Genomic DNA, 20912 nt, shown 5'->3' with positions numbered 1-20912 from the left:
TCGGGATGAGCTGGAAACTGAAGCGCGTCAGGCAATGTGCGAAATGTCCTTGGAAGGTCTCCACGAACCCCCACGATATCCCGCACGGCTACAGCGAGACGCTGCATCGCTCTCTGGCCAGCACCATCGCGGCGCCCGGATCGCTGGTGGGTACGGGTCGGGCCATGGCCTGCCATAAGCATCCTCCGGGAGAAGAAGCCCATTGTGTCGGCTGGCTGATGAACCAGATCGGGGCCGGCAACAACATCCCGCTGCGTCTTCAGGTCAGATCCTGCGAGAACTTCGACGCCGTTGTTCTCGACGGTCCGCAGCACGAGCGGTTTCAAGACACGCGGCCGAACGAGACCGCCTGACAGCAGGGGAGGGCTCTTTCAGCCGGCTGCGGCCGATCAGAGCCCCGACGCCTTGGTGAGGTTATTGCGGAACCTGTCGCGCCGGCGCTGGTATTTGCGCGTCATCTCCGCCGAGGTATGGCCCAGCTGCTTCTGCACGTAACGCTCCTCGATCTCGGCCGACGAGGCAAGACCGGCGCGCAGCGAGTGGCCGGCGAACAGGAGCACGCGCTCGCCATCGGGAAGATCGGCGCGGATGCCGGCGGCTAAGGCCGTCTGCTTAACCAGGCGGGCGACATGCTTGCCGGAAAGGCGCTCGACGTCGACGGTCTTGTTGTCCTTGAAGATGCGCCGGAAGAGCGGGCCGCGCGCAATCTTGCCGAAGCGGATCCAGCGCTCGAGCGCTGCCACGGGGCAGGTGTTGTCGGCGGCGCCGCGGCCGACTTCGACCTCACGCCAGCCGGTCTTGCCGCGCAATGTGACGAGGACACCCTGGTTCGGGAAAATCTCGATCCAGCCATGGCCGTCGCTCTGATCGTCTCGGACAATATCGAGACCGACGATCTCGGAGCGCCGCAGGCCGCCGGCGAAGCCGAGAAGAAGGATGGCGCGGTCGCGCAGCCCGCGCAGATCATGGCCGAGCGTGTCGATCATCGCCTTGATGTCGTCGCCCAGCACGGCCTCCTTCTGCCGCGGCGGCTTTCCGTGCTTTCGGCGAATGCCGGCGAGCACCGTCGCGATATGCCGGTCGGCGCGATCCATCGGCATGCCGCGCTGGGTAAAGTTCCAGACGAGACCGGAGAGACGGCGCTCGATCGTCGCGACGGAAAGAGCAGGGGAACCGCGCTTCGCGTCGCCGGCGGCGGTGCCCGAGGCACAGGCGCTGATATAGAGGCCGATGACCTGGCTCGATGGCGGAGCCGGGTCGAAACCTTCGCGGCGGCACCAGGCGGTAAAATGCCGCCAGTCCTTGGCGTAGGCGTCGCACGTGTTTTCCGAGCTGGCGGCGTTGGCATAGGCCGTCGCGGTCGCAACGAGGGCTTCCAGCCGCGCCGCCGGCGGGGACGCGGCCGTCGATATGACGAGGTCGCGCGGGCCGGGGGAGGGGATTTCGTCGATTTCGGGCGGTTTTGCCGGAGGATTTTCCATGGTTCGGGAGGCTATCATTTTACGTCCGATAAGCCAAGTTTATCAATCATTATAGAGCAAAGACAAGCTGTGCGGTTTACGTCGCAATATATAGCATAAACCGCGCACCCATTATAGGATGGCGGCCATGGATTCGCCCATCACCCCTCTCGCCGCGGCGCCGGTGCTCTCCACTGCCTTGCCTGGCTGGACCCTGCCGCGTGGCCGCGAGCCGGACGAACTCACTGCCGCCTTCGCCGCCGGCATCGCTCTGAAATCACTGGACGATCTTGTCCGCTCTGCACCCGTCTGGGCCGGCTGCTGGCGCGCGCGCCAGGCTCTGAAATGTGCTGCCGTCGCAGTCCGGCTGATGGGCCGCAGCGAGGACGAGCCCGCGTTGCGGGATGCGCTCTTGCGGACGGCTGCTGGCGACGATCCCGGCCCGGCCGGAAAGGTGTTTTTGGCCACCAAAAGGCTTTCCACCCGAAAACCCGCTTTCTCCTCGAAAGCGGTGGCCGAGCTTGCCGATCTGTTGGAATTGGCCTGGGACGACCGGCTGGCCGCGGTCGTCGACCACGCCGACGACGCGCTGCAATCCGGCCGTCCCGCGCCGCTTGCCGCGGCGGACCTGGTGAGCGCCATCTATGCTGCGCGCCCGGATGCCGAATCGCTGGCCTGGGCGCTTGCTGACATGCTGATCGCCACGCTGCTGACATGGGATTTTGCCGTGCCGCTGCTGATGGCCGAGCGCTATGGGCCGGCCTTCAAGACGCTTGGGGGCAGGGGCCGCGTGCACCCGCGGGAACCGGCCTTTGCCCGGGCCGTCTGCCTCGCCCTCACCGAGGCAACAGGCGGTGCCCTGCGCACCGCCGGCGAGATTGCGCGCCGCGCGGAGACGCTGCGCGCCGCGATGCCAAAGGTTCGCACCAAGGGCGCCGGCGCCGTCATCGCTAAATTGCTCGAAGAGGACGCCGTGGCTGCCTCGGCGCCCGGCAACAATCTCTCGCGCTGGGCGGCGACCCGGCTGTTCGACCGGCTGGAAGGCTTTGGCGCCGTGCGCGAATTGTCCGGCCGCAGCGCGTTCCGAATCTATGGATTGTGACGATGGCTGAAACGGAGGCTGCGGGCAAAACACGAACGTCTCGGACGAAGGACGCACGCGAACGCTTGTTGGATCGGGAGCTGTCGGATCTGCCACTGGAGCTGCGCTGGCGCGAATGGATGCTGCGGGTCGAGGCGGTAAACTTTGCCGCTGCCGAGCCGGTTGGCCGGGAGACGCTAGCCCGTGTCCTCGGCAAGGACTGCAGTATCGACCTGCTGATCGATGACCTGCAGGAAGAACTCCGTGACCGGCCCTATGAGATCGTCTTCGTCGCCGGCGGCTGGCAGCACCGAACGCGTTCGCGTTTCGCCGTTCCGATTAGGGCGTCGCAGGCCTCGACGCGGAGTGCGGCGCCGTCGCTGTCCGATTTCGACGCCATGGTGCTGATGGCGATCGCCTATTTCCAGCCGATCACCCGCGGCGACCTGTCGAAAATCTTCGGCAAGGAGGTCGGTCGCGACACGATCGCCAGCCTGCGCAATGCCGGCTTCCTCGCTTCCGGTCCGCGCAGCCCGACGCCGGGTGCACCCTACACCTATGTGACGACAAGACAGTTTCTCTCGGCCTTCGGTCTGCAGACGTTGCGCGACCTGCCCGACGTCGAGGCGCTCGAGGACGCGGGGCTGCTCAGCCGGAAGGAGGGGGGATGAAAGAGTTGATAAGGCGCAAACCGCGGCCGCCGAGATCGGCATGAAAGAGCATGACCGCTTGGCGCTCCCGCGAAAAATGATGGAGCGGAAACTGTCGGGGAGGCGGATCTCCTCGAAACTGCCGGAGCTTGTCGATCTCGTCATGGCGACACCGCTCGTTCATGCCGGGACGGTCACCAAAACGCTCGGGGTCACGCCGCAGGCGGCGAGGCGGATCGTGACGGAGCTTGGGCTTCGCGAAATGACGGGGAGGGGGAGGTTTCTAGCGTGGGGTGTAATCTAGAGAAATCCATTCCAAAAAGGGTTCGAATTCACGAGCGCCTTATGGCAGGGCGATCGGCGCTTCCTCCGCGCCGAGCTGTCCCATGCGGCGTCTTACCGTCCGATTACGCGAAAGCGATAGGGTTCCGCTCCGTGCTGAGCATGCGCAAGCACATCTACGGCAAAATTGAACACGCTGGGCGGATCGAGCCCCATTTCGCGTCAAAAATCGCGGATACTCTCAGTAAAGTGAATTGGCTGTTGTAATTTAACACAAAAGGCGAGTAAGCCTGCCTACTCGGACTAGTTGAGTAGGTCGAGGCAATGGCATGGATGACCGAACGTGACCAGACGAGTTGCGACGGCAAGGGGGGAACGTGCCACTATTCAATGATTGGTGCGACAGTGATCATCAGCAGGATGGCCGCAAGCATCTTCGGCGCCTGACAGAACTCGACGGTGGGCGGGCGGCAATCGCCGATCGGCTTCCAGATATCCTTCGCTCGCACTACGACGACATGGAGCGCATTGCCGATGACATCCGTGATCTGGGCTTTCCTGGCGCTGCCGCCCTATTGGCTGAGCGCCTTCCCCGAACATCACGTGCACGATCAGGCGAACTCGGCGAAATCTTAGCAACGGAACTTGTTGAGGAGCAACTTGGCTTTTCCGTTCCAGTTCGGCGACTTCGCTACAAAGATGGACGCGAGATGGCCTTGCGAGGCGACGACTTTATCGGAGTGCGTATGGACGCCGCCGGCGATCTCTTCCTGCTAAAGGGGGAGGCCAAGAGCCGTGCGCAACTGGCGGGCGCGACAATATCCGAAGCCCGAATGGCCCTCTCCCGCGACAACGGCCGTCCGACTGCGACTTCCCTGCTTTTCATCGCCGACCGATTAATGGAGCGCGAAGATGAAAGCGCGACGGTCGGACGTGCGATACGCAATGAAGTGGCCAATCGAGCAGTACCTGCGACACGCATAGACCACGCTCTTTTTACGATGTCAGGAAATGCAACACCTCAGGCGCTCATTGATGATCTTCAGGCCGCCGGTCCCGAGCGGACGCACACGGTTATTCATCTTCGCATCGTTGATCACCAGGAGTTCATAAGGCTTTCGTACGAAGGAGCTCTCGCCCTTGGAAACGATTGAGGAGCTAACAACCTTCCTAAACCTGGTCGCTGCAGACGGCGCCAGAGGCCGGCTGCAGGCTCGCGGTGAGGCGCGTTCTATCGTTCGTCAAGACGGCGTTCTTCCAGACGACGCGCCTGCATTCGGCAACACGATCGACACGGATCTTGCAGAATACGCCTTATCGCTGTTGCGGGCATCCATGGCTCTTCGCGAGGCGCAGGGCGAGCCAGAGGTTTGGCGGAGAGGCTTTGCACGGGCCGGCAATGCGTTTGAGGCGCTGGTTCAAAATGGCGCGCCGGATGACGTCAACCGAGGTTTTTATCGCATAGCAGGCGCCGCATCATATCATCTTGCAAGTTATTCCGCATTGGCCTTTTCGCTAATTTCACAGCGAACTGACCGGCCGAATTTCGCACCACCTGAGGAAGCACTAGCGTTTCTCATCCTGCGAGACCTCGACAGGCTGGGCACGCAAGCAAGAAATTGGCTTCTCGATCCGGCCCATGGCGACGAGAGCGTTACGCGGTCTGCAGCGGAAGGTGAGCTTGACCCGGACGATGTGGTAAGGCTCGTTGTCACGACGACGATCTTCCGTTCGCTCGCCTTTTTCGAATTCGCACTTCAGACGGGAGTCGCAGCCCTCGTCGATGAGGCGAGGTCGTTGTTGCGCAGAGCAATCTCCTTGGCCAAGCACGCAAGTGCGGTGAGCCTGTGGTGGACTGCACGGATCGCCCTGAACCTGATCGATGACCTGTGGGCTAGCAGCCTGCATCAAATCCTTCCCGTCGAGGGGCCGGCTGGTGCCGAAGGATATAGGGCGCTGCGGAGACTCTTTGTCGGAGAACTCTATTCCAGACGTGTTGCAGAGGTCGAACTTTGGCCGTCGCAACTGGAGGCGGCGCGGCGCGCGATAGATCTCGCTGATGATCTTGTCGTTGCTCTTCCGACGAGCGCCGGAAAGACGCGAATTGCCGAGATCGCCGCGTTAATGGCGCTCGCATCTGGTCATCGCGTTCTGATTGTAACACCACTGCGAGCTCTTTCTGCGCAGACGGAGCGCTCCTTTCGGAAGACATTTGCAAGCCTCGGGTTCACGGTTTCCTCGCTCTATGGCGCCAGTGGTGTGGCGATCGGCGATGAGGACGCCCTTCGGTCGCAGGATATCGTAATAGCCACGCCGGAGAAACTGGACTTCGCGCTTCGTAACGATCCCACCATCATCGCCGACGTTGGGCTGGTCGTCCTCGATGAGGGCCATCTCATTGGACCGAGTGAACGCGAGATACGTTACGAAAGCTTGGTGCAACGACTACTCCGCCGTCCGGACAATGCAGCCCGCCGTATCGTGTGCCTCTCAGCGATACTCCCTGATGGAGACCAGCTCAATGATCTCACCGCTTGGATACGCAGTGATGCACCCGGTTCTCCAATACAGTCGGGTTGGCGCCCCACCCGACAGCGTTTTGGAACACTCACGTGGCAGGGAAAATCCGGCCGGCTAGGCTTCGACCTCGAAGCGGGTGGCCCCTACATAAGGCACTTCATTCCCGAGGAGCCGGCTATTCGCCCACGGCGAACTCCGTTTCCCAGAGACAACAAGGAGCTGACGCTTGCGGCCGCGTGGAGGTTTTCGGCTCAGGGGAAGCGAGCGCTGATTTTCTGCACGCAACGCGACCATGTTGAAGGTTACGCGGAAACTGTTGTCGATCTTCACAGGCGCGGATATCTGGCGTCGTTGCTCGATGACCCCGCGCAGGTGGAACGCGCGCTGGCCGTCGGTCGCGAATGGTTGGGTCCAAACCATCCCGCGGTGCAATGCTTGCCCATTGGCGTCGCCATACACCACGGGCGTTTGCCGGGCCCTTTTCTCCGAGAGGTCGAGGCATTGCTTGCCGCCGGGATTCTCCGCGTAACCGTCGCCTCGCCTACTCTTGCGCAGGGGCTCAATCTGAATGCCGCCGTGCTTCTCATTCCCACACTCTATCGGGCGGGCGTGCCGCTGTCCGGCGAAGAGTTCGCCAACGTGGCGGGTAGGGCTGGCCGCGCCTTTGTCGACCTGGAGGGCCTTGTGCTTCACGTCATGTACCAGCCCGAAAACTGGCGGGCCCGAGCCTGGCGGGAGCTTGTCGGATCGTCAAAGGCCCGCTCATTGACGAGCGGTATCATTTCAGTCATCTCCGAAGTCATAACGCGTCTCGCACGGACAAACGTCTTCCTTCGGGCCGACGCTATCGAGTATCTCGCCAACGCGCAGGAAGCATGGTATCCGCAAGACCAGGCGGAGGATACGGACTCAATCGAAAGCTTGATCGAGCGGTTGGACGCAACCGTATTTGGTTTGATCGAGGCTCTCGACACCGACAGTGCGGAACTCCCGCGTCTTCTTGACGAGGCATTGACTGGCTCGCTTTGGGCACGCCAGATCGGTCGCCTCGGCCCCCAAACTCGATCGAACCAGCTCTGGGTTCTTTGGGCACGCGCAAGCCTGATTTGGAACAAGTCTACCGTAAACCAGCGTCGCGCGACGTTTGCCATGGGTGTCGGGCTTGAAGCTGGCTTGGCTATCGACGCGATAGCGGCGGATCTCACCGCTTTGCTGGATCAAGCCGATGCCGCCGCCTTGGCAGGAAACCTCCCTGTTCTCAGCGCGTCGCTCATTGGCATGGCCGAACGCCTGTTCGCGATCCGGCCATTCGTTCCGGATGTCGAGCTGCCTGGCAACTGGCGCGACCTGCTTGGTGCTTGGCTCGCTGGTACAGACGTCGTCGCTCTTGGGCTCGAAAACATGCGAGTTGTCGAGGACGCTTTTGTTTACCGGCTCGTCTGGGCGATCGAAGCCGTCCGCATGCGTCGACGCGCCGAGGGTGGTGAAAGCGATACCATTGAGGGCAGCGCCGCTGCAACTATTGAGGCGGGCGTTCCGCAGACAATGATGGCGATGCTAGTTCGAGCAGGCCTGCCCTCGCGGATCGCGGCTATGGCCGCCATCCGTGAGACCAAACCCGCTTTCGTGACGCGTGGGGAAATGAACCAGTGGTTAGGTTCAAATGAGATTGCAGCACTTAGCGACCAGCCAGACTGGCCGACAGCCAACACTGGCTCCATCTGGAAACAGTTCCGAAACGAGGCCTTATCGGGGCCAGTAGTTAAATGGGCAGCGCAGGAATGGAATATGCAAAGTGCCCTTCCAGCATTCCTCAACTGCGCGATCCCCGGTCGGATCAGCATCAACCCGGCTGACGGAGTGGTCTCGGTAACGACGCCAGATTTCAAGCACGTAGTTGGCATTAAACATCGCCTAAGGCAATTCTCTCCCCGCCTGTTGCATGTTGAATATGCGGCCGACGGCCAGAGCGCCCGAATAATAAGGATTGGCCGTGGCGAAGCCCGCTGGGAACTACCGTAGGCACCAACGCTGGGTATTGCACACGACATCACAAACCGCTTCGAAGCACTGCGTAATTCTCTTTGAGGTGTTCACGCCAATTGAATGGCGTTCAAAACACCCCTACGTTGTGGGCTTGGATGAATCGCTGTGAGTGTTCTGATGGTCGCTGAGGTTGGCCCATGGGCAAAAGAAAAGCTAGATATCCTGGCCCGCTATCTCGATTTCTATACGAAGGTCCTGAAGAACCAGCCGTGGCGCACCATCTATGTTGACGCATTTGCGGGTGGCGGGCGCGCAAAGATTCGTAGCAAGAATGAGCCGCTCGCAATGCTCGATTTATTGGAAGCGCCCGCCGAACAAGATTCTGGGCAGGCTGAATTCCTTGATGGATCGCCCAGGGTTGCGCTTAGCATAGCCAACCCCTTTTCACGCTACGTTTTTATAGAACCCGATGCTAACCGCGCCGAGGAACTGAGCGATGTCGAAGCCGAATTCGGCGAGCGCCGGCACATAACGAAACTAAAAGCGCCAGCAACAGAAGGAATTGCATGGGTCGCAGGCCAAGCAATTTCGAAGAGTAGTCATCGTGGCGTCGCGTTTCTCGACCCTTTTGGTGCGAGGCTCGAGTGGTCGAGCGTACAGGCCTTGGCGAATACCGGACTGTTCGAGGTTGTTGTGAATTTCGCGCTCAACATGGCGCTCAATCGAATGCTCCCCAATGATGGCAAAGTTCCCGTCGCTTGGGCAGACACGTTGGATCGCTACTTCGGTAGCCGCGAATGGTTCGATGAGGTTTACTCTTCTGATGCCCATGGCCTGTTCGCATCCACAGAACTCCGCAAGCGAGACGATTATTCTGACCGCTTGCTAGAATTGTATCGGCGGAACCTGAAGGACGCATTCGGCTTCGTGTCGACGCCAAGGCTGATCTGCAACACGCGTGGCGCACCGCTTTACTATTTGTTGTGGGCCGGCCCGCATCGCAAGGGCCTTGAGGGTGCAGATTACATCCTGAGAATGGGGGATAAGCTACCTAAGGTCCGGAAAGGATCCACCTAGATACAATCAGAATTCTGCTCAGCGGTTTTCAATCGGCCGTAGAAGTTGATGGAATGTCCGTTGCGGGTTGAGCCTGATAGTATCATCTACCTTAATGGTACTGGCCTTGCGGCGTTCGCCTCCGGATTTGGTCGTGACCTTGAGCTCGGGGTTACCAATTAGCGATGAAAGTATGTCGGCCGAATGCGCAGGCGTCAAATTGTAGATGCTTTCATAGAAAGCAAGGACATTAATCGCATGGCCCCGCTCGCCTAGAAGTCGAGGGACATCATCCCGTAGTTGATCAACTGCTGTTGTGCGCCCTGCTTGATCGAATAGGTAAAGATGGCCGTCTGTATGGCGAGCGTTGTAACTCAGCATATTTAGGCCGGCCCTGCCGAAATGGGCTTGCGAGCTGCTGTTGTCATGCAAGACGTTGTTATAGACTTGGCGGGCGCGGTACGACTTGGCGAAGTGGATAAACCAGTAACGCCATCCATCTGGATTGTGGATGGAGAAAGGGCTCACAAATGGCGCGCAGACCTGAAACGCATCGAATACGAGGCGCTCAGCCGTGCCCAGCCATCGTTCGTTGCTCATAGGAAAATTTAACTGTTCGATATCTCGAATTGGCAAGCCAAGGAAAGCCAGTTGTGACAGCAGGAGATCGGGGTTTGTTCGGCTCAAAAAGGCCAAGAACGACTGGATACTGAAGGTGTAGAAAATTTCGGATTGGTAGGTCCGGATTATATCTACCAAGGTGGCGCGGTCCACATAGCTATGTCCGCATTGATCCAGGTTGAACAGCACATTCGTAATTTTCGCCGATGTTAGTATCGTTTTGATCTTTGGGTAAGCGTCTTCGAATGGCTCGTTGAGGATGCTGGTCTCAATCCGAAGATTTTTGCTGGTTTCCCGCACTTCGGCAAGCAATGGAGCAATATTCTGCCTAAGTAGAGAAACTGCGGCTGGGTCGGCGTCGTTCAGAATCAAGTGGCATTCGAGGTCAATGTTGGAGAGCCCTTCGATCGCCCGTGCCAGATTTATCTGCTCGGCAGCCACCCGCATTCGGTCAACGAATATAAGCGGCGAGCCCACGGCGCCTCCAGCATATCGTCCGGCACCAGCGAAACCGTCGATAATGGCGAAGCGAAAACGTGGCTGCTGCGGGTGCTTACATCTGACGACTATATATTGCAGAACGTACTCGTGCAGAATCTTGTGTTTGCGCTTCGAGTGCTCGTCAAGTTGCGCGCCACCTTCCCAATCATACCGTTTCCTGACCACTCATCCCCCACTGTGAAAACGTTCTGTGGTCAGCTCACGATACTGCATGGATTGGCATCTGATCCCATGTGCGACCCTTATATTCTCGGCCATTTGCTTTCTTCGAACGCCGTTTGTTATCTTTGCCCCACGTTCCCCATTGCTTGAAAAAGAACGCCGTATCGTGTTCTAGGCAAGTGTTGTATATCTCATCGATCCACTCCTCCTGCAGTGGTCGAGCAGATTTGCCGCTTTCTCCGCCAACGATAGCCCAGTGGATATTCGTAAGATCTATGGCTCCGACAGAACCGATCAGCGGTTCAAAGGAGATGAAGCGAATGGCTGCCGGCACTTGACGAAGATGGTCAATGCGGTCCGTCACAGCTTTGTCCTCGACACTGGTTCCAAGCCACACGTTCGGCAAAACGTCGCCAATCACCTGGTGGATAACAGTCGCCATACGTTCTGGCCGTTTGGTGAGAATCTGGTAGTTGTGGTGTGGCGTCTCGCGCATCACCTGCCAGACTTTTAGAATGAATTCATCGGAGACCGAATCATGGAAAAGGTCGCTCATCGAATTGACGAAAATCTTGCGGGGCTTTTTCCAGGCATGCGGAATGAGGAGAGCGGATTCGTCTTCCCGCACAACCCCGGTCCAGATTGTCCTTGTACCGCTCTTACGGGTTAAGCCCACATATTTGTCAACATGCATAGCTTCCAGTCGCTTTGCCATGGCCATTGCGTAGCAGTTGGTGCATCCAGCGGACATGATGGTGCAACCCGCGACGGGATTCCATGTCGCGTCGGTCCATTCGATCTGTGTCTCAGCCATTTGCAACCCTCCGATAGTCCGGTTGATATGACATCAACATACCCTTAATTCCCGTTAATTTGCAGTGCTCGTCTTTAGATTGTAGAAATGCTGCCGACTTTTCTCCACAGTGAAAACTTTATCTCGACGACCAAGCTGAACGCATATGGCAACTTCCTTTCGGGTTTCATCCGATCTGTTACCTTCGTCTATCCACAAACCAGCCTTTTCGCCTGCGGGTGTGGGGGCTCTTTTGGCGGACAGCTTTAACGCTGATGTCAGTGCTAACCGTTCGGAATTCCCATTCCTCAAGCGGGGTCGCACGCTTCTACTTGTCGCAGATTTCGGCGGCCATCATCAAAAGCAGCATTTTGATACCTACACGTTTTTGATACTGGACTTGGCTAAAAACCAAGAATGGTTGGCGCTGCAACGCCAATTCCGTGATGCTATTCTGCCGAACCGCCGCCGAATGTCATTTAAGGCACTCAACGATGGAATGCGGCGTCAGGCACTGGTGCCATTCATGCAAGCGGCAGCTGGTATCGAAGGCTACTTGGCACAGTTTGCCATCTCCAAAGCGGGTGGATCATTTTTCACCAAGCCTGCCGAGGATGAGGTGGGCGCCGAATTATTGAAGCGATGGAAGCCGAATGTGCAAGAGCGCTTGCTCCGAGTTTTGCACCTAAGCGCATTTCTTTTGTCAGGGCTGTCCTCACCGGGACAAGACCTTCTTTGGATTATCGATGAGGACGATATTGCCGCGAACGTGAGCTTGCTTACGGACCTAACGCAACTTTTCCAGCGTGTTATGGCTTCTTATTTCTCTCATTCCCTAGGCCACATTCGCTGCAGCACAACGGGCATTGCAGATGATGGAAGTCTCGTTCTCGAAGACCTAGCGGCCATCGCGGACCTGACCACTGGGGCCTTCGGCGAGCTATGCACAGGATTTGTCAATGAGAAGGTGTTCCCTCGCAAGGGTCTGATTACGCCGTTGCCTAAACAGCTCACCTGGAAGACAAATCTTATTGCGTCTTGGATGGCTGCGACCGAAGTCAATATTCGCCGCCACACAACAATTCTGGAGTTGGGTCAGATGCCAAAAGATACTCGTATCTCTACTTTGGGGTGGAGAATGTACGAAAGAACTTTCTTTGCGTCGCCGTAGCTTGGGTATTTTCAACACGCCCGGCCCGCGGCTGATCCTAGTGTAAAGAACAGGGGGTTCAGGGGTGGACAGCGCTCAGCACATCATTGTCGGTGATGCAAAGCAAATCTGGATTTCCTAGATGTGTGTACCGCACGCTGTCGCCCTCGGCGATCGTCTTCGAAACCAAGCGCGCCATATCGTCAGCTTCAAGCCCTGTCACCTCCATTAGCCTAGCCTTGGCATTCGCCCACCAATCGGTGTCTCGAGTGTGGACGAACATGTTCACTTCTGTGCGCAGATCGGCTGCTGGCCGTGGGGAGAGCTTTTTCTTTTTTTCCAATCGGCCGATCAAATCGGAAAGAAAGTCGAGGCGAAGCATACTACCTACAACTTCACTCCAGAGTATGGGCCGCTTCGAGCCATGGACAACCGCATGCGTATACCACGCGGCGCGCATCGAAAGGCGAGCGGCAAAGAGGGCCGCATTCTTTGAGCGCACCGGAAGAAGGGTTGCGACGACGGAGGTTGCGCCACAAGTCAGAAACCCAGCGCCGGCGGTGGCGTGTGTGCGATCCGGCGAGTGAGTATCGCATGCACTGAGAACAACAACGGGAGGAGGCCGCAGCCTCCCGCGCAGTTCCCAGACGTCAACCTTCTCCGCGCCGATGTGCAGGAAGCCGGCGCCGCTGTTGCGATCATGCGACCCATGACCGTCGAAGATCATCATGGCGCCATGAAAGCTGTTGACGGCTTCGACGAACTGATCGCGGCAACTCACTATGACCTGCCGGAAATTTAGATGTTCCTTGGCAGTCTTGGTGAAGGTCTCCATCGCTATTCGGACGTCGTGGCGGATCGGGTCACTCGGGGAAAAGGAGGATACCACCAGTACTTCGCCGAACGCCTTGGGCTTGAGATAAAGCGTCTCGCTTCTCATGAGCTGAGTCATCATCAGATTGCCGGGCGTCGTTGGAATGCGTGAGACGTCCAAAGCTATTGCCAGAGGCAGATCCCCCACAGGTAGCCACTCAAGCGGTGCGTCGGCGATAAGCTTCACCCCTGTCTGGCTACTGGCAACAATATCCAGCAACGCCGGAGGGGTATAAGACCGAAGGGATCTCTGAACATTGCGAAACACACGCTCGGCCTTGCCGTTCCCACCGGTGCTTCGCCCGCCTCTCACATGGCCTGTGAAATCTGACAGTTCTGATGAAAGGTTCACCCCGTTCGGAAGCCGCAATGTGGCAGCCAGCGTTGACGCCGCGCGTAGGGTGACTGCGAGGGTTTGCACGTTCAATTCCTGAGCGCGCAACCCCATGATGTACTGGCCAGCAGGGGACATAGTTCGCAACATGGCGGCACCAGGACCAGAGAACGTGTAGCCTTTCTGCTGCTGTATGATCCGTATAGTTTCGAAAAGGCCTGCCGGCGCATCTGTGTTTGGCCTAAGGCGCTGGCGTGTGTGTGCGTATAGTGATGGAGCGATAACGATCCGATCAGGTTTTGGAAAATGGGAAAATAGGGCTGGAAAAACCCCAACGCTGTCTTGTTGTGAAATCACAGCATTCGCAGACTCCGCGATCGCATTGATGTGCGGGCTCTCATCGCCGGGGGGCGACATAAGCGGTTCCTCGCCCGCGAAGCTGAAACCGAGCGAGCGCAGCGTGACGAGGTTGGCGATCGTGCAGTTGTGAGGTTTGGCAACGAGATCCAAACGTGGAGCGGTGGGCTTACGCCATGCTTTCAAGGTTTTCCGAAGTTCGGCGATCGGGAACCCTTGCGTCCGTTCATGGAGCTTCACTGCAACGCGCCGAATATGGTCGCGCACATGGGTCCATCGCGCTCTATCTGGAGCGAGGCCGCCAGCGTCATCGGCGGAGATATGAAGAACGGGTAGTGTCTGACGACCTTCCCAATCTGAAAGTGCGCTGAAGATGGCCTCCGACGCAGAATATACAACCCAGTATGGATCGTCATGGGTGATGCGGAGCCGTAGAAAGTTGCTGATTGTGAGGGGTGTCCAACTCCAGCCCTTACCTGTGATCCGCCTTGCCTTTCTGGCCTCGAGAGGCAAGCCAAAATCAAAGATGTCTGCCGGCATTTCGGAAATCGACCGCAAGGCCCATTCCATATTGAGCATACTAGGCGAAATTCCTTGGAATATGCTTGCCTCTTCGAGGCTGTCTTCGTCCAGGACGACGACGTACCGTATCATCGATGGCCAGTTTACGTGCGGTTCCGCGTCTTTCATGAGGCTATCATTCCGTATCCGTATATCGCACCAAGTCTATGAGCGCCAAATACTAGCAGCGGCTCAATCTCGTGTTATCGGCTGCCGTAAGTGCCGCAACGCAGCGTGCCCGGTCTCACTACGAGCGGAAGCGGGAAATACTGGCTAAGGGCCAGTCGGTAGGAAAGTGGCGGGCCTGCTTATGGGGTCGAACGGTGTTACTCCTGCGTGATCTCCTAGAAAATGGAGCTGTTCTTTCAACTCATCTAGCTCGAGTGTTCTTGCCTTGATCTGGTAGCTGGCCGGAAGTGCTGCGATGCTGCCAGTTGCTTCCATCACGGCGCGGTAGATCCTTTGGAAGTCATATGGATATTGCGCATGTAGCCTCGCTTTCGGATTCTCGGTCTTCATCTCCCGAATTTTTGTGCGAAGTAGTTGAACCGTCTTTGCGATGACACGCTTGTCGGAGGCGTCACCATAAAATTTCGTTCGGATGCCCAAAACCACGCCATGTGCGATACCATCAGGCCCTTGGCCTTCCTCCAGCACCATGCTCCATGCGTTCGTGTATTGGCGCAATCTAGTAGCGATGAGGTCAACGTTGGCAGCGAAGATATCCTCAGCGTCTGCGTTGTCTGACGATTTCTTTAGGATATCCGTCTGCGTTTTTATGAAACTGGCCTGGTTTTTAGCCTCGGTCGCCTGTTCCCTCATCACTGTCCGGTTTTCTTTAAATTCTTTCCGCGTCCACGACAGCTCTTGTCGCTGTTCCCGCAGTTCTCTCGACTGTAGAAACACAGCAACCACAAGCCAGAGGAACGCGAGGGGCGCCGACGCTCCTGCCGCGTAATCACCCCATTCGTTGATTTTAAGCGGGGCGTGGACTCCGCAATGGAAGGCCCAAGCAATGATGCTCGCTGCAATGAGCCAGACCAGACTGAATACCGCCGCACCAATCATGATGCGCTTCGATCCAGTGGGCAGAGTTACCCTGTCATCATCGTCTTCCATGCGTTTGTCCCCCAGCCTTCTGGCCTTCTATCATAGGTTTTGCCAAGAGCGAGGGCATGTGATGATTCCGTTAGGGGTCGAGATATGCTCTCCCAGCTTTTCGAGCGACTTTAAAAAGCATGAAAACACGAGCTTGGACGGTAAAGGTCGTCTGCAGGAGAACTTGCGACGAGATCAACGCATCTTGGCTCGATTTCGCGTCGGAAAACTAATGAGCTTTCCGGTCTCGAGGTCCATCGCGCGCACCGCGGGCTTATGGAAAGTCTCTGGCATTATCGGATGTCCGATTTTCTCCCCAACGCCGAAAATGCCTACGAGTTGGTTGATCTCATTTGTGGGCAGGGACAGCAGATGTTCAAGGAAATCGATAGAATATTCGCCAGAATCCAAAAGAGCGTTCACACCTCGCAGCAACATTCTTGGTCGCTCCAACTCCATTGTGCTGTCGAACGGTTCTCGGTTTGGCCCTCGCCATTTTCGACGCCTCATCGAGATAAAAAGCTGACTTTTTGCGTCTTTGTCGATCATGCCGAGGTCAGACGATCTCGAGATCATCGCAGCGATTGACATGCCCCACCGCTTTTTTAGCGCGTGGAAATAATCCAACGTCGGAACGGCGACCTCTTCGAAAAAACGGTCTTTCGGGAAAAGAAAAGCCCCGGCAAAGCGGTGTGCTTGTTGCTCCAGAAGTTTATGGAGTTCTGCGTCGCGCTCCTGTTCCGACGTGACGTACTTATGGAGAATTAGATGCCCCAGTTCATGCGCCACGTCGAACCTTGCCCGTGCGGCGGTTACACTATGGACGTTCACGCCGATGAACGCCCGATTTAAAAGAGAGGACCTGAAAAAGAAGCCATCCTGCTTCTCGGACGGGATGTCTAACATCACGACGGGGATTCCGGCATTTTCCACACTCAAGACAACGTCGCGGATCGGCAGATCTTTCAATCGCCAATCTCGCCGAACGCGTTCTGCAAATCCCTCGATCATAGTCGGTGTAATCTGGCGGAAGTCGTCTGGCACATCGAGCTCAGGAATATCCGTACCGGGAAAATCCAGCTCCTCCTCCAGTGTCCAGAACAATTCGCACAGCCATCTCATTCGCTGCTCGGTCATGTCCCGGGCCGTCTTTGTCTCGGCAACCTGACTGCGCCAGAAAATTGGACCCAACGGCTCAGGCCAACTCTTTCTAGTAAAAAATTCATACGGGAACCCAAGCGCTTCTGCGATTGAGCCGAGTTTCTCTGGCGTCGGGCGATCCTGGTTGGCTTCATACCGCGTGATTTGCATCGCGGTGACACCAATCCGGTCGGCGAGAGCATTTTTGTACAAACCTTTCGCTAGCCTAGCTTCCGTCAACCTCTGTCCGGAAAATGTCGCAACACCCTTAGCCATGTGATCTCGTTTTATGCTTCTTGAGCTTCCTTTTGACGACGACGCGGTCTTCTTGAACATTCTCCTGTCGGAAAGCCTTGGAATCGTCGATCGGCTGGTTTCCAAACATCGCAATGTCGTGGAGGTCAATGCGCAATATCCAGTTTTCATACGCGGCATCCGGAATGGCGAGCATTAATGCCCCTAACTCACAGTCCCGCTCACCGAACCGAGCGCCGGATGCACCATGAAGCAGTACGGCGAGAATCCCATCTGACCAGTCAAGCAGGCTTGAAGGCCTGTCGCCCAAGTCAAGCTCAAGCTGCGTTACAACACCAGAATAGCGACTGATTTCTGTTTTATAAGCTGCAGCTTTGGGTCTGTCGCCAAAGAGAAATGCCATTGGTTCCTGCAGAATAACGATGCGGCCTATCTTTACCAAAACTTTATTTTGGCCGTTACATTTCAAGCGTTTAATGTCGTAAGGCACGCCGTGTTTTTGAGCGGCACGAACCATAGCCTTCGACACCGCTAACGCGCGACCGCGAGAGAACTCCTGAAGTCGCTGTTCTGGCGAGAATGTTGGATCTTCCAAGAGACGGTCAAAGAGAACGCGATATTCCCAAGCCGCGAAATTCGAGACACTTTCAACGAACGGTGAATCACAGTCGCTGCAGACGATACTTTTCACGTCATCACTTAGGCTCATGAATCACCGTGCGCTTGATCGATAAAGTAAAATGTACAAAATGCCTATAAAAGTAAAGTCTGAAGAGCGTGCGAGTGTGATTTGCTGGAAGCTTGGCCGGATGGAGAGGTGTATTTGAACAAACGAGGGTTAGAAAAATTACTGTAATGCCAGTCGCTTACCTCTCCTAGAATGTCCTTACCGAGGGTTCGATTCCGTTCAAGAGCAAAGCATGATGCGCGCTAGCTCAAGATTATTTTCGCAATTGCCGCGGCCGCCCCGACATGGGCGCGGCAAGCTGAGGCCGCTGCCTCCCCGTCATTGCCGTCGATCGCTGCGAAAATCTCCCTGATCTGCAATGGTCCCGATGTCATGCGGTTCGACGTCGAGAGGGTCATCACACGCAGGCGTGAGATGCGGCTGTTCAGACGGCTGACGATTTCCCAGGCGATATTGTTGCCGCCGGCTTCGAAGACGATCTTGTAGAATTCCGTCGTCGCGTCGAGTACGCCGACCGGGGAATTCTGTTTCGATGTGCGTTCCAATTCGCCCATCGCCTTGCGAAGCGCAGTCTTGATCTCAGGCCCGGCGACTTTCGCGCAATCGGCAACGGCGGTCGATTCCAGCGCGGCGCGAATCTCGTAGATCTGGCGCGCGTCGTCCCAGTTGAGGGTCGCGACGATCGGTCCCTGTTTGGCCAGCATCTCGACGAGGCCTTCTGCCTCGAGATGGCGGATAACCTCGCGGATGACGGATCGCGAGACGCCGAGCTGTTCGCACAGCGTTCGCTCCACCAATCGTTCCCCCGGCTCGAACAGGCCGCCGATGATGGCGCGGCGCATGCGATCGAGCGCGATTTCCCGAAGTGTTGCTGGCGGGGTTTCGATGCGTAGGGCGGCAAGGTTTTCGGCGTTCTTTTTCATGACCACAGTCATAGCTCCAAAAAAACTTTCAGACAATGGCTTGACACTTTGTCCGATGGTATACCAAGATATGAGCAGATGAAAGACAGGAGGATATCTCGGTGACGCTGGTCCGGAAAACGCTGCTGCATGTGGAAACGACCTTCGTGGAAGGTGGCAAGGAAGCGGCCAAGCCGCTGAAGCTGATCGCCGCGATGGCTGTCGTGAAAAATCCCTGGGCGGGTCGCGGTTTCGTCGAGGACCTGAAGCCGGAAATTCATGCGGTCGCACCGATCCTCGGCGAACTCCTCACCAAGATGATCATTGATGAGGCCGGCTCGGGTGAGGCTGTCGAGGCCTATGGAAAATCTGCCGTGGTTGGGCTCGATGGCGAGGTGGAGCATGCTTCGGCGCTCATTCATACGCTGCGTTTCGGCAATCACTACCGCGGCGCTGTCGGTGCCAAGTCCTATCTTGCCTTCTGCAATACACGCGGTCCGGCAAATGCGCCGATCATGATCCCGCTGATGGACAAGAATGACGAAGGCCGCCGCTCGCATTACCTTACCATTCAGTGCGCGATCCCGGATGCGCCTGCCGCAGACGAGATCGTCATCGCGCTTGGCGCTTCCATCGGCGGCCGCCCGCATCATCGCATCGGCGACCGGTACCAGGACCTCAAGGAGCTGGGCCACGATGTCGAAAACCCTGCCGCGGTCTAAGACGCCTTCGGGCGCTGCCTATCTCGAGCGGGGCGAGGGGGACGAAACCCTCGTTCTCATCCACGGCGTCGGCATGCGCATCGAGGCCTGGCAGCCGCAGATCGACCGGCTGGCGAATGATTTTCGTGTGGTCGCAGTCGATCTTCCCGGCCACGGTTTTTCGGATGCGCTGTCGGGCGCCCCTGAGCTGTCGCGCTACGTTGAGTGGTTCCGGCGTTTCCTGGAGGAAGCGGAGACGGGGCCGGTAAATGTCGCAGGGCATTCGATGGGCGCGCTGATAGCCGGCGGCATCGTTGCGACGGCACCTGAGAAAGTGCGGCGCGTAGCACTGCTGAATGGTGTGCATCGTCGTGGCGCGGACGCGCGCAGGGCCGTGGAAGCGCGGGCGAAGGAAATCGGCTCGGGTGCATTTGACCGAGTGGCGCCGCTTGCGCGCTGGTTCTCGCAGGATGAAGCGCAAACCGAAGCCTATGCGCTGGTGCGGGATCTGCTGCAGGCGGTCGATCCGGCTGGTTATGCCGCGGCCTACGCCGCCTTTGCCGGTGGTGACGCGATCTACGCGGATTGCTGGCCCCGGGTTGAATGCCCGGCGCTGTTCCTGACGGGGGATGGCGACCTGAATTCGACCGCCGCCATGGCGCGGGACATGGCCGCCGCCGCTCGCCGAGGACGGGCCGTGGTGATCGAGGGGCACCGTCACATGGTGAACCTGACCGCGCCTGAAGAGGTCAATCGAGCGCTCGCCGCGTGGTTGGCCACGCGCTGAAACATTCGGTCCTCGGGACCATGGGAGGAGATTATGATGCCAGATGCCAGAGCCCTGCGCGATGCCTTCGGCGCATTCCTGACGGGTGTCACCGTCGTCACGACGGTTGACGATGCGGGCGCGCCGATCGGCTTCACCGCCAACAGTTTCACGAGCGTTTCGCTCGATCCGCCGCTGCTCCTCGTCTGCCTGGCCAAGACCTCGCGCAACTATGCGACGCTCACCACTGCCAAGGGTTTTGGCGTCAACATCCTGGCGGAAGACCAGAAGGACGTTTCCAACACGTTTGCCCGGCCGGTCGAGGACCGCTTTGCCGCCGTCGACTGGCAGCCTGGACCGCATGGTTCGCCCGTCTTCGCCGATGTTGCCGCCTGGTTCGACTGCGCCACCCACGACGTCGTCGATGCGGGTGACCATGTGATCCTGATCGGGCGGGTCGAAGGGTTCGACAACAGCGGAAAGACCGGGCTCGGCTATGCCCGCGGCGGCTATTTCACACCGGCACTGGCCGAAAAGAGCCTGCTTGCCTCGGCTGAAAGCCTGCGTCTCGGCGCGGTCGCCGTTAGGGATGGTGAAATCCTCCTGGTCGAAGACGGCAAGGGTGGCTGGACGCTGCCCTTCGTCGACAAGGCCGAGGGCGACGGATTGGAAATCCTGGAAGGCCATATCGCGCAGACGGTGGGGCTGACGCTCACGACGGGGCTTCTCTACTCCGTCTATGAAGACACCAAGGCAGGCGGGCAGCATGTCGTCTATCGCGGCGAACTGGCGGCGGGCACGCCGCAGAGCGGCCGGTTCTTTCCCGTCCAGTCTCCGCCGGTGGACGAGATCGCCGACAGCGCGGTGCGCGATATCGTCAAGCGCTACGGCGCTGAAAGCATGCTCGGCAATTTCGGCGTCTATTTCGGAAATCAGGAAAAGGGCCGCGTGCATGCCGTGGCCGCAAAGGGGTAA

18 protein-coding genes and 1 pseudogene are annotated in these 20912 nt (G+C 57.9%); 11 read left to right on the top strand and 8 right to left on the bottom strand.

Translation table 11 applies throughout. The features are described 5' to 3' along the window. The first annotated feature begins 5 nt into the window (after window positions 1–5). Window positions 6–353 (top strand): DUF6283 family protein, encoded by a 348-nt coding sequence (locus GB927_RS28630; protein WP_256120632.1) that lies wholly within the window; start codon window positions 6–8, stop codon window positions 351–353. A gap of 36 nt (window positions 354–389) precedes the next feature. On the opposite strand, the gene GB927_RS28625 is transcribed toward GB927_RS28630, so the two are convergent. Next, the gene (locus GB927_RS28625; RefSeq protein WP_256120651.1) at window positions 390–1481 is read right to left on the bottom strand and encodes a tyrosine-type recombinase/integrase; all 1092 of its coding nucleotides are present in this window, start codon (window positions 1479–1481) and stop codon (window positions 390–392) included. A gap of 127 nt (window positions 1482–1608) precedes the next feature. Here GB927_RS28625 and GB927_RS28620 point away from each other — a divergent pair, with 127 nt between their 5' ends. From GB927_RS28620 to tcmP, 6 genes and pseudogenes are all read left to right on the top strand, one after another. Further along, window positions 1609–2562, top strand: coding sequence for a DUF1403 family protein (locus tag GB927_RS28620; RefSeq protein ID WP_256120631.1), 954 nt, complete (start codon window positions 1609–1611; stop codon window positions 2560–2562). Between the two features lie 2 nt (window positions 2563–2564). Then, window positions 2565–3212 (top strand): SMC-Scp complex subunit ScpB, encoded by a 648-nt coding sequence (scpB, locus tag GB927_RS28615; RefSeq protein WP_256120630.1) that lies wholly within the window; start codon window positions 2565–2567, stop codon window positions 3210–3212. 22 nt (window positions 3213–3234) lie between these two features. Then, window positions 3235–3495: pseudogene (locus GB927_RS28610) on the top strand (helix-turn-helix domain-containing protein); the annotation flags it as partial. Between the two features lie 355 nt (window positions 3496–3850). Then, the gene (locus GB927_RS28605; RefSeq protein ID WP_256120629.1) at window positions 3851–4627 is read left to right on the top strand and encodes a Hachiman antiphage defense system protein HamA; all 777 of its coding nucleotides are present in this window, start codon (window positions 3851–3853) and stop codon (window positions 4625–4627) included. Then, window positions 4614–8015 (top strand): DEAD/DEAH box helicase, encoded by a 3402-nt coding sequence (locus GB927_RS28600; protein ID WP_256120628.1) that lies wholly within the window; start codon window positions 4614–4616, stop codon window positions 8013–8015. The genes GB927_RS28605 and GB927_RS28600 overlap by 14 nt, the downstream gene beginning before the upstream one ends. Before the next feature lie 141 nt (window positions 8016–8156). Continuing rightward, a complete protein-coding gene (gene tcmP / locus GB927_RS28595; RefSeq protein ID WP_256120627.1) occupies window positions 8157–9056 on the top strand; it encodes a three-Cys-motif partner protein TcmP in 900 nt (299 codons plus the stop codon). A gap of 18 nt (window positions 9057–9074) precedes the next feature. On the opposite strand, the gene GB927_RS28590 is transcribed toward tcmP, so the two are convergent. Beyond that, window positions 9075–10322: a three-Cys-motif partner protein TcmP gene (locus GB927_RS28590; RefSeq protein WP_256120626.1), complete on the bottom strand. Its 1248-nt coding sequence runs from the start codon at window positions 10320–10322 to the stop codon at window positions 9075–9077. Between the two features lie 34 nt (window positions 10323–10356). Further along, window positions 10357–11133: a phage Gp37/Gp68 family protein gene (locus tag GB927_RS28585; protein ID WP_256120625.1), complete on the bottom strand. Its 777-nt coding sequence runs from the start codon at window positions 11131–11133 to the stop codon at window positions 10357–10359. A gap of 145 nt (window positions 11134–11278) precedes the next feature. Here GB927_RS28585 and GB927_RS28580 point away from each other — a divergent pair, with 145 nt between their 5' ends. Continuing rightward, on the top strand, window positions 11279–12283 hold the full coding sequence (locus tag GB927_RS28580) for a hypothetical protein (protein WP_256120624.1): 1005 nt from the start codon (window positions 11279–11281) through the stop codon (window positions 12281–12283). Between the two features lie 58 nt (window positions 12284–12341). On the opposite strand, the gene GB927_RS28575 is transcribed toward GB927_RS28580, so the two are convergent. The 5 genes from GB927_RS28575 to GB927_RS28555 form a co-directional block, all read right to left on the bottom strand. Continuing rightward, the gene (locus GB927_RS28575; protein WP_256120623.1) at window positions 12342–14516 is read right to left on the bottom strand and encodes a CHAT domain-containing protein; all 2175 of its coding nucleotides are present in this window, start codon (window positions 14514–14516) and stop codon (window positions 12342–12344) included. A gap of 144 nt (window positions 14517–14660) precedes the next feature. Continuing rightward, entirely contained in the window at window positions 14661–15506 is an 846-nt protein-coding gene (locus GB927_RS28570; protein WP_256120622.1) for a hypothetical protein, read from the bottom strand. 174 nt (window positions 15507–15680) lie between these two features. Beyond that, window positions 15681–16901: an XRE family transcriptional regulator gene (locus tag GB927_RS28565; protein WP_256120621.1), complete on the bottom strand. Its 1221-nt coding sequence runs from the start codon at window positions 16899–16901 to the stop codon at window positions 15681–15683. Beyond that, on the bottom strand, window positions 16894–17571 hold the full coding sequence (locus tag GB927_RS28560; protein WP_256120620.1) for a hypothetical protein: 678 nt from the start codon (window positions 17569–17571) through the stop codon (window positions 16894–16896). Before GB927_RS28560 ends, GB927_RS28565 begins: the two co-directional genes overlap by 8 nt. A gap of 239 nt (window positions 17572–17810) precedes the next feature. Beyond that, window positions 17811–18491: a GntR family transcriptional regulator gene (locus GB927_RS28555; protein ID WP_256120619.1), complete on the bottom strand. Its 681-nt coding sequence runs from the start codon at window positions 18489–18491 to the stop codon at window positions 17811–17813. A 101-nt stretch (window positions 18492–18592) separates the two neighbouring features. Here GB927_RS28555 and GB927_RS28550 point away from each other — a divergent pair, with 101 nt between their 5' ends. The 3 genes from GB927_RS28550 to GB927_RS28540 are packed head-to-tail and all read left to right on the top strand — an operon-like array spanning window position 18593 to window position 20912. Next, a complete protein-coding gene (locus tag GB927_RS28550; RefSeq protein WP_439655539.1) occupies window positions 18593–19192 on the top strand; it encodes an amino acid synthesis family protein in 600 nt (199 codons plus the stop codon). Beyond that, window positions 19167–19958 carry an alpha/beta fold hydrolase gene (locus tag GB927_RS28545; RefSeq protein ID WP_256120618.1) on the top strand — a complete coding sequence of 264 codons (792 nt, stop codon included), beginning with the start codon at window positions 19167–19169 and terminating at the stop codon, window positions 19956–19958. The genes GB927_RS28550 and GB927_RS28545 overlap by 26 nt, the downstream gene beginning before the upstream one ends. Window positions 19959–19994: 36 nt before the next feature. Beyond that, window positions 19995–20912: a flavin reductase gene (locus tag GB927_RS28540; protein ID WP_256120617.1), complete on the top strand. Its 918-nt coding sequence runs from the start codon at window positions 19995–19997 to the stop codon at window positions 20910–20912.

The organism is Shinella lacus (assembly GCF_010994755.1).
Taxonomy (GTDB): domain Bacteria; phylum Pseudomonadota; class Alphaproteobacteria; order Rhizobiales; family Rhizobiaceae; genus Shinella; species Shinella lacus.
Note: the sequence above shows the minus strand (reverse complement) of the source record. Positions and strands in the feature narration are given on the sequence as shown.

What these genes read in the sequence shown, in the direction of transcription:
- GB927_RS28585 (WP_256120625.1), bottom strand. Translation starts at nt 11,133, where the DNA reads ATGGCTGAGACACAGATCGAATGGACCGACGCGACATGGAATCCCGTC.
- tcmP (WP_256120627.1), top strand. Translation starts at nt 8,157, where the DNA reads ATGGTCGCTGAGGTTGGCCCATGGGCAAAAGAAAAGCTAGATATCCTG.
- GB927_RS28625 (WP_256120651.1), bottom strand. Translation starts at nt 1,481, where the DNA reads ATGGAAAATCCTCCGGCAAAACCGCCCGAAATCGACGAAATCCCCTCC.
- GB927_RS28540 (WP_256120617.1), top strand. Translation starts at nt 19,995, where the DNA reads ATGCCAGATGCCAGAGCCCTGCGCGATGCCTTCGGCGCATTCCTGACG.
- GB927_RS28620 (WP_256120631.1), top strand. Translation starts at nt 1,609, where the DNA reads ATGGATTCGCCCATCACCCCTCTCGCCGCGGCGCCGGTGCTCTCCACT.
- GB927_RS28570 (WP_256120622.1), bottom strand. Translation starts at nt 15,506, where the DNA reads ATGGAAGACGATGATGACAGGGTAACTCTGCCCACTGGATCGAAGCGC.
- scpB (WP_256120630.1), top strand. Translation starts at nt 2,565, where the DNA reads ATGGCTGAAACGGAGGCTGCGGGCAAAACACGAACGTCTCGGACGAAG.
- GB927_RS28580 (WP_256120624.1), top strand. Translation starts at nt 11,279, where the DNA reads ATGGCAACTTCCTTTCGGGTTTCATCCGATCTGTTACCTTCGTCTATC.
- GB927_RS28575 (WP_256120623.1), bottom strand. Translation starts at nt 14,516, where the DNA reads ATGAAAGACGCGGAACCGCACGTAAACTGGCCATCGATGATACGGTAC.
- GB927_RS28555 (WP_256120619.1), bottom strand. Translation starts at nt 18,491, where the DNA reads ATGAAAAAGAACGCCGAAAACCTTGCCGCCCTACGCATCGAAACCCCG.
- GB927_RS28545 (WP_256120618.1), top strand. Translation starts at nt 19,167, where the DNA reads ATGTCGAAAACCCTGCCGCGGTCTAAGACGCCTTCGGGCGCTGCCTAT.
- GB927_RS28630 (WP_256120632.1), top strand. Translation starts at nt 6, where the DNA reads ATGAGCTGGAAACTGAAGCGCGTCAGGCAATGTGCGAAATGTCCTTGG.
- GB927_RS28565 (WP_256120621.1), bottom strand. Translation starts at nt 16,901, where the DNA reads ATGGCTAAGGGTGTTGCGACATTTTCCGGACAGAGGTTGACGGAAGCT.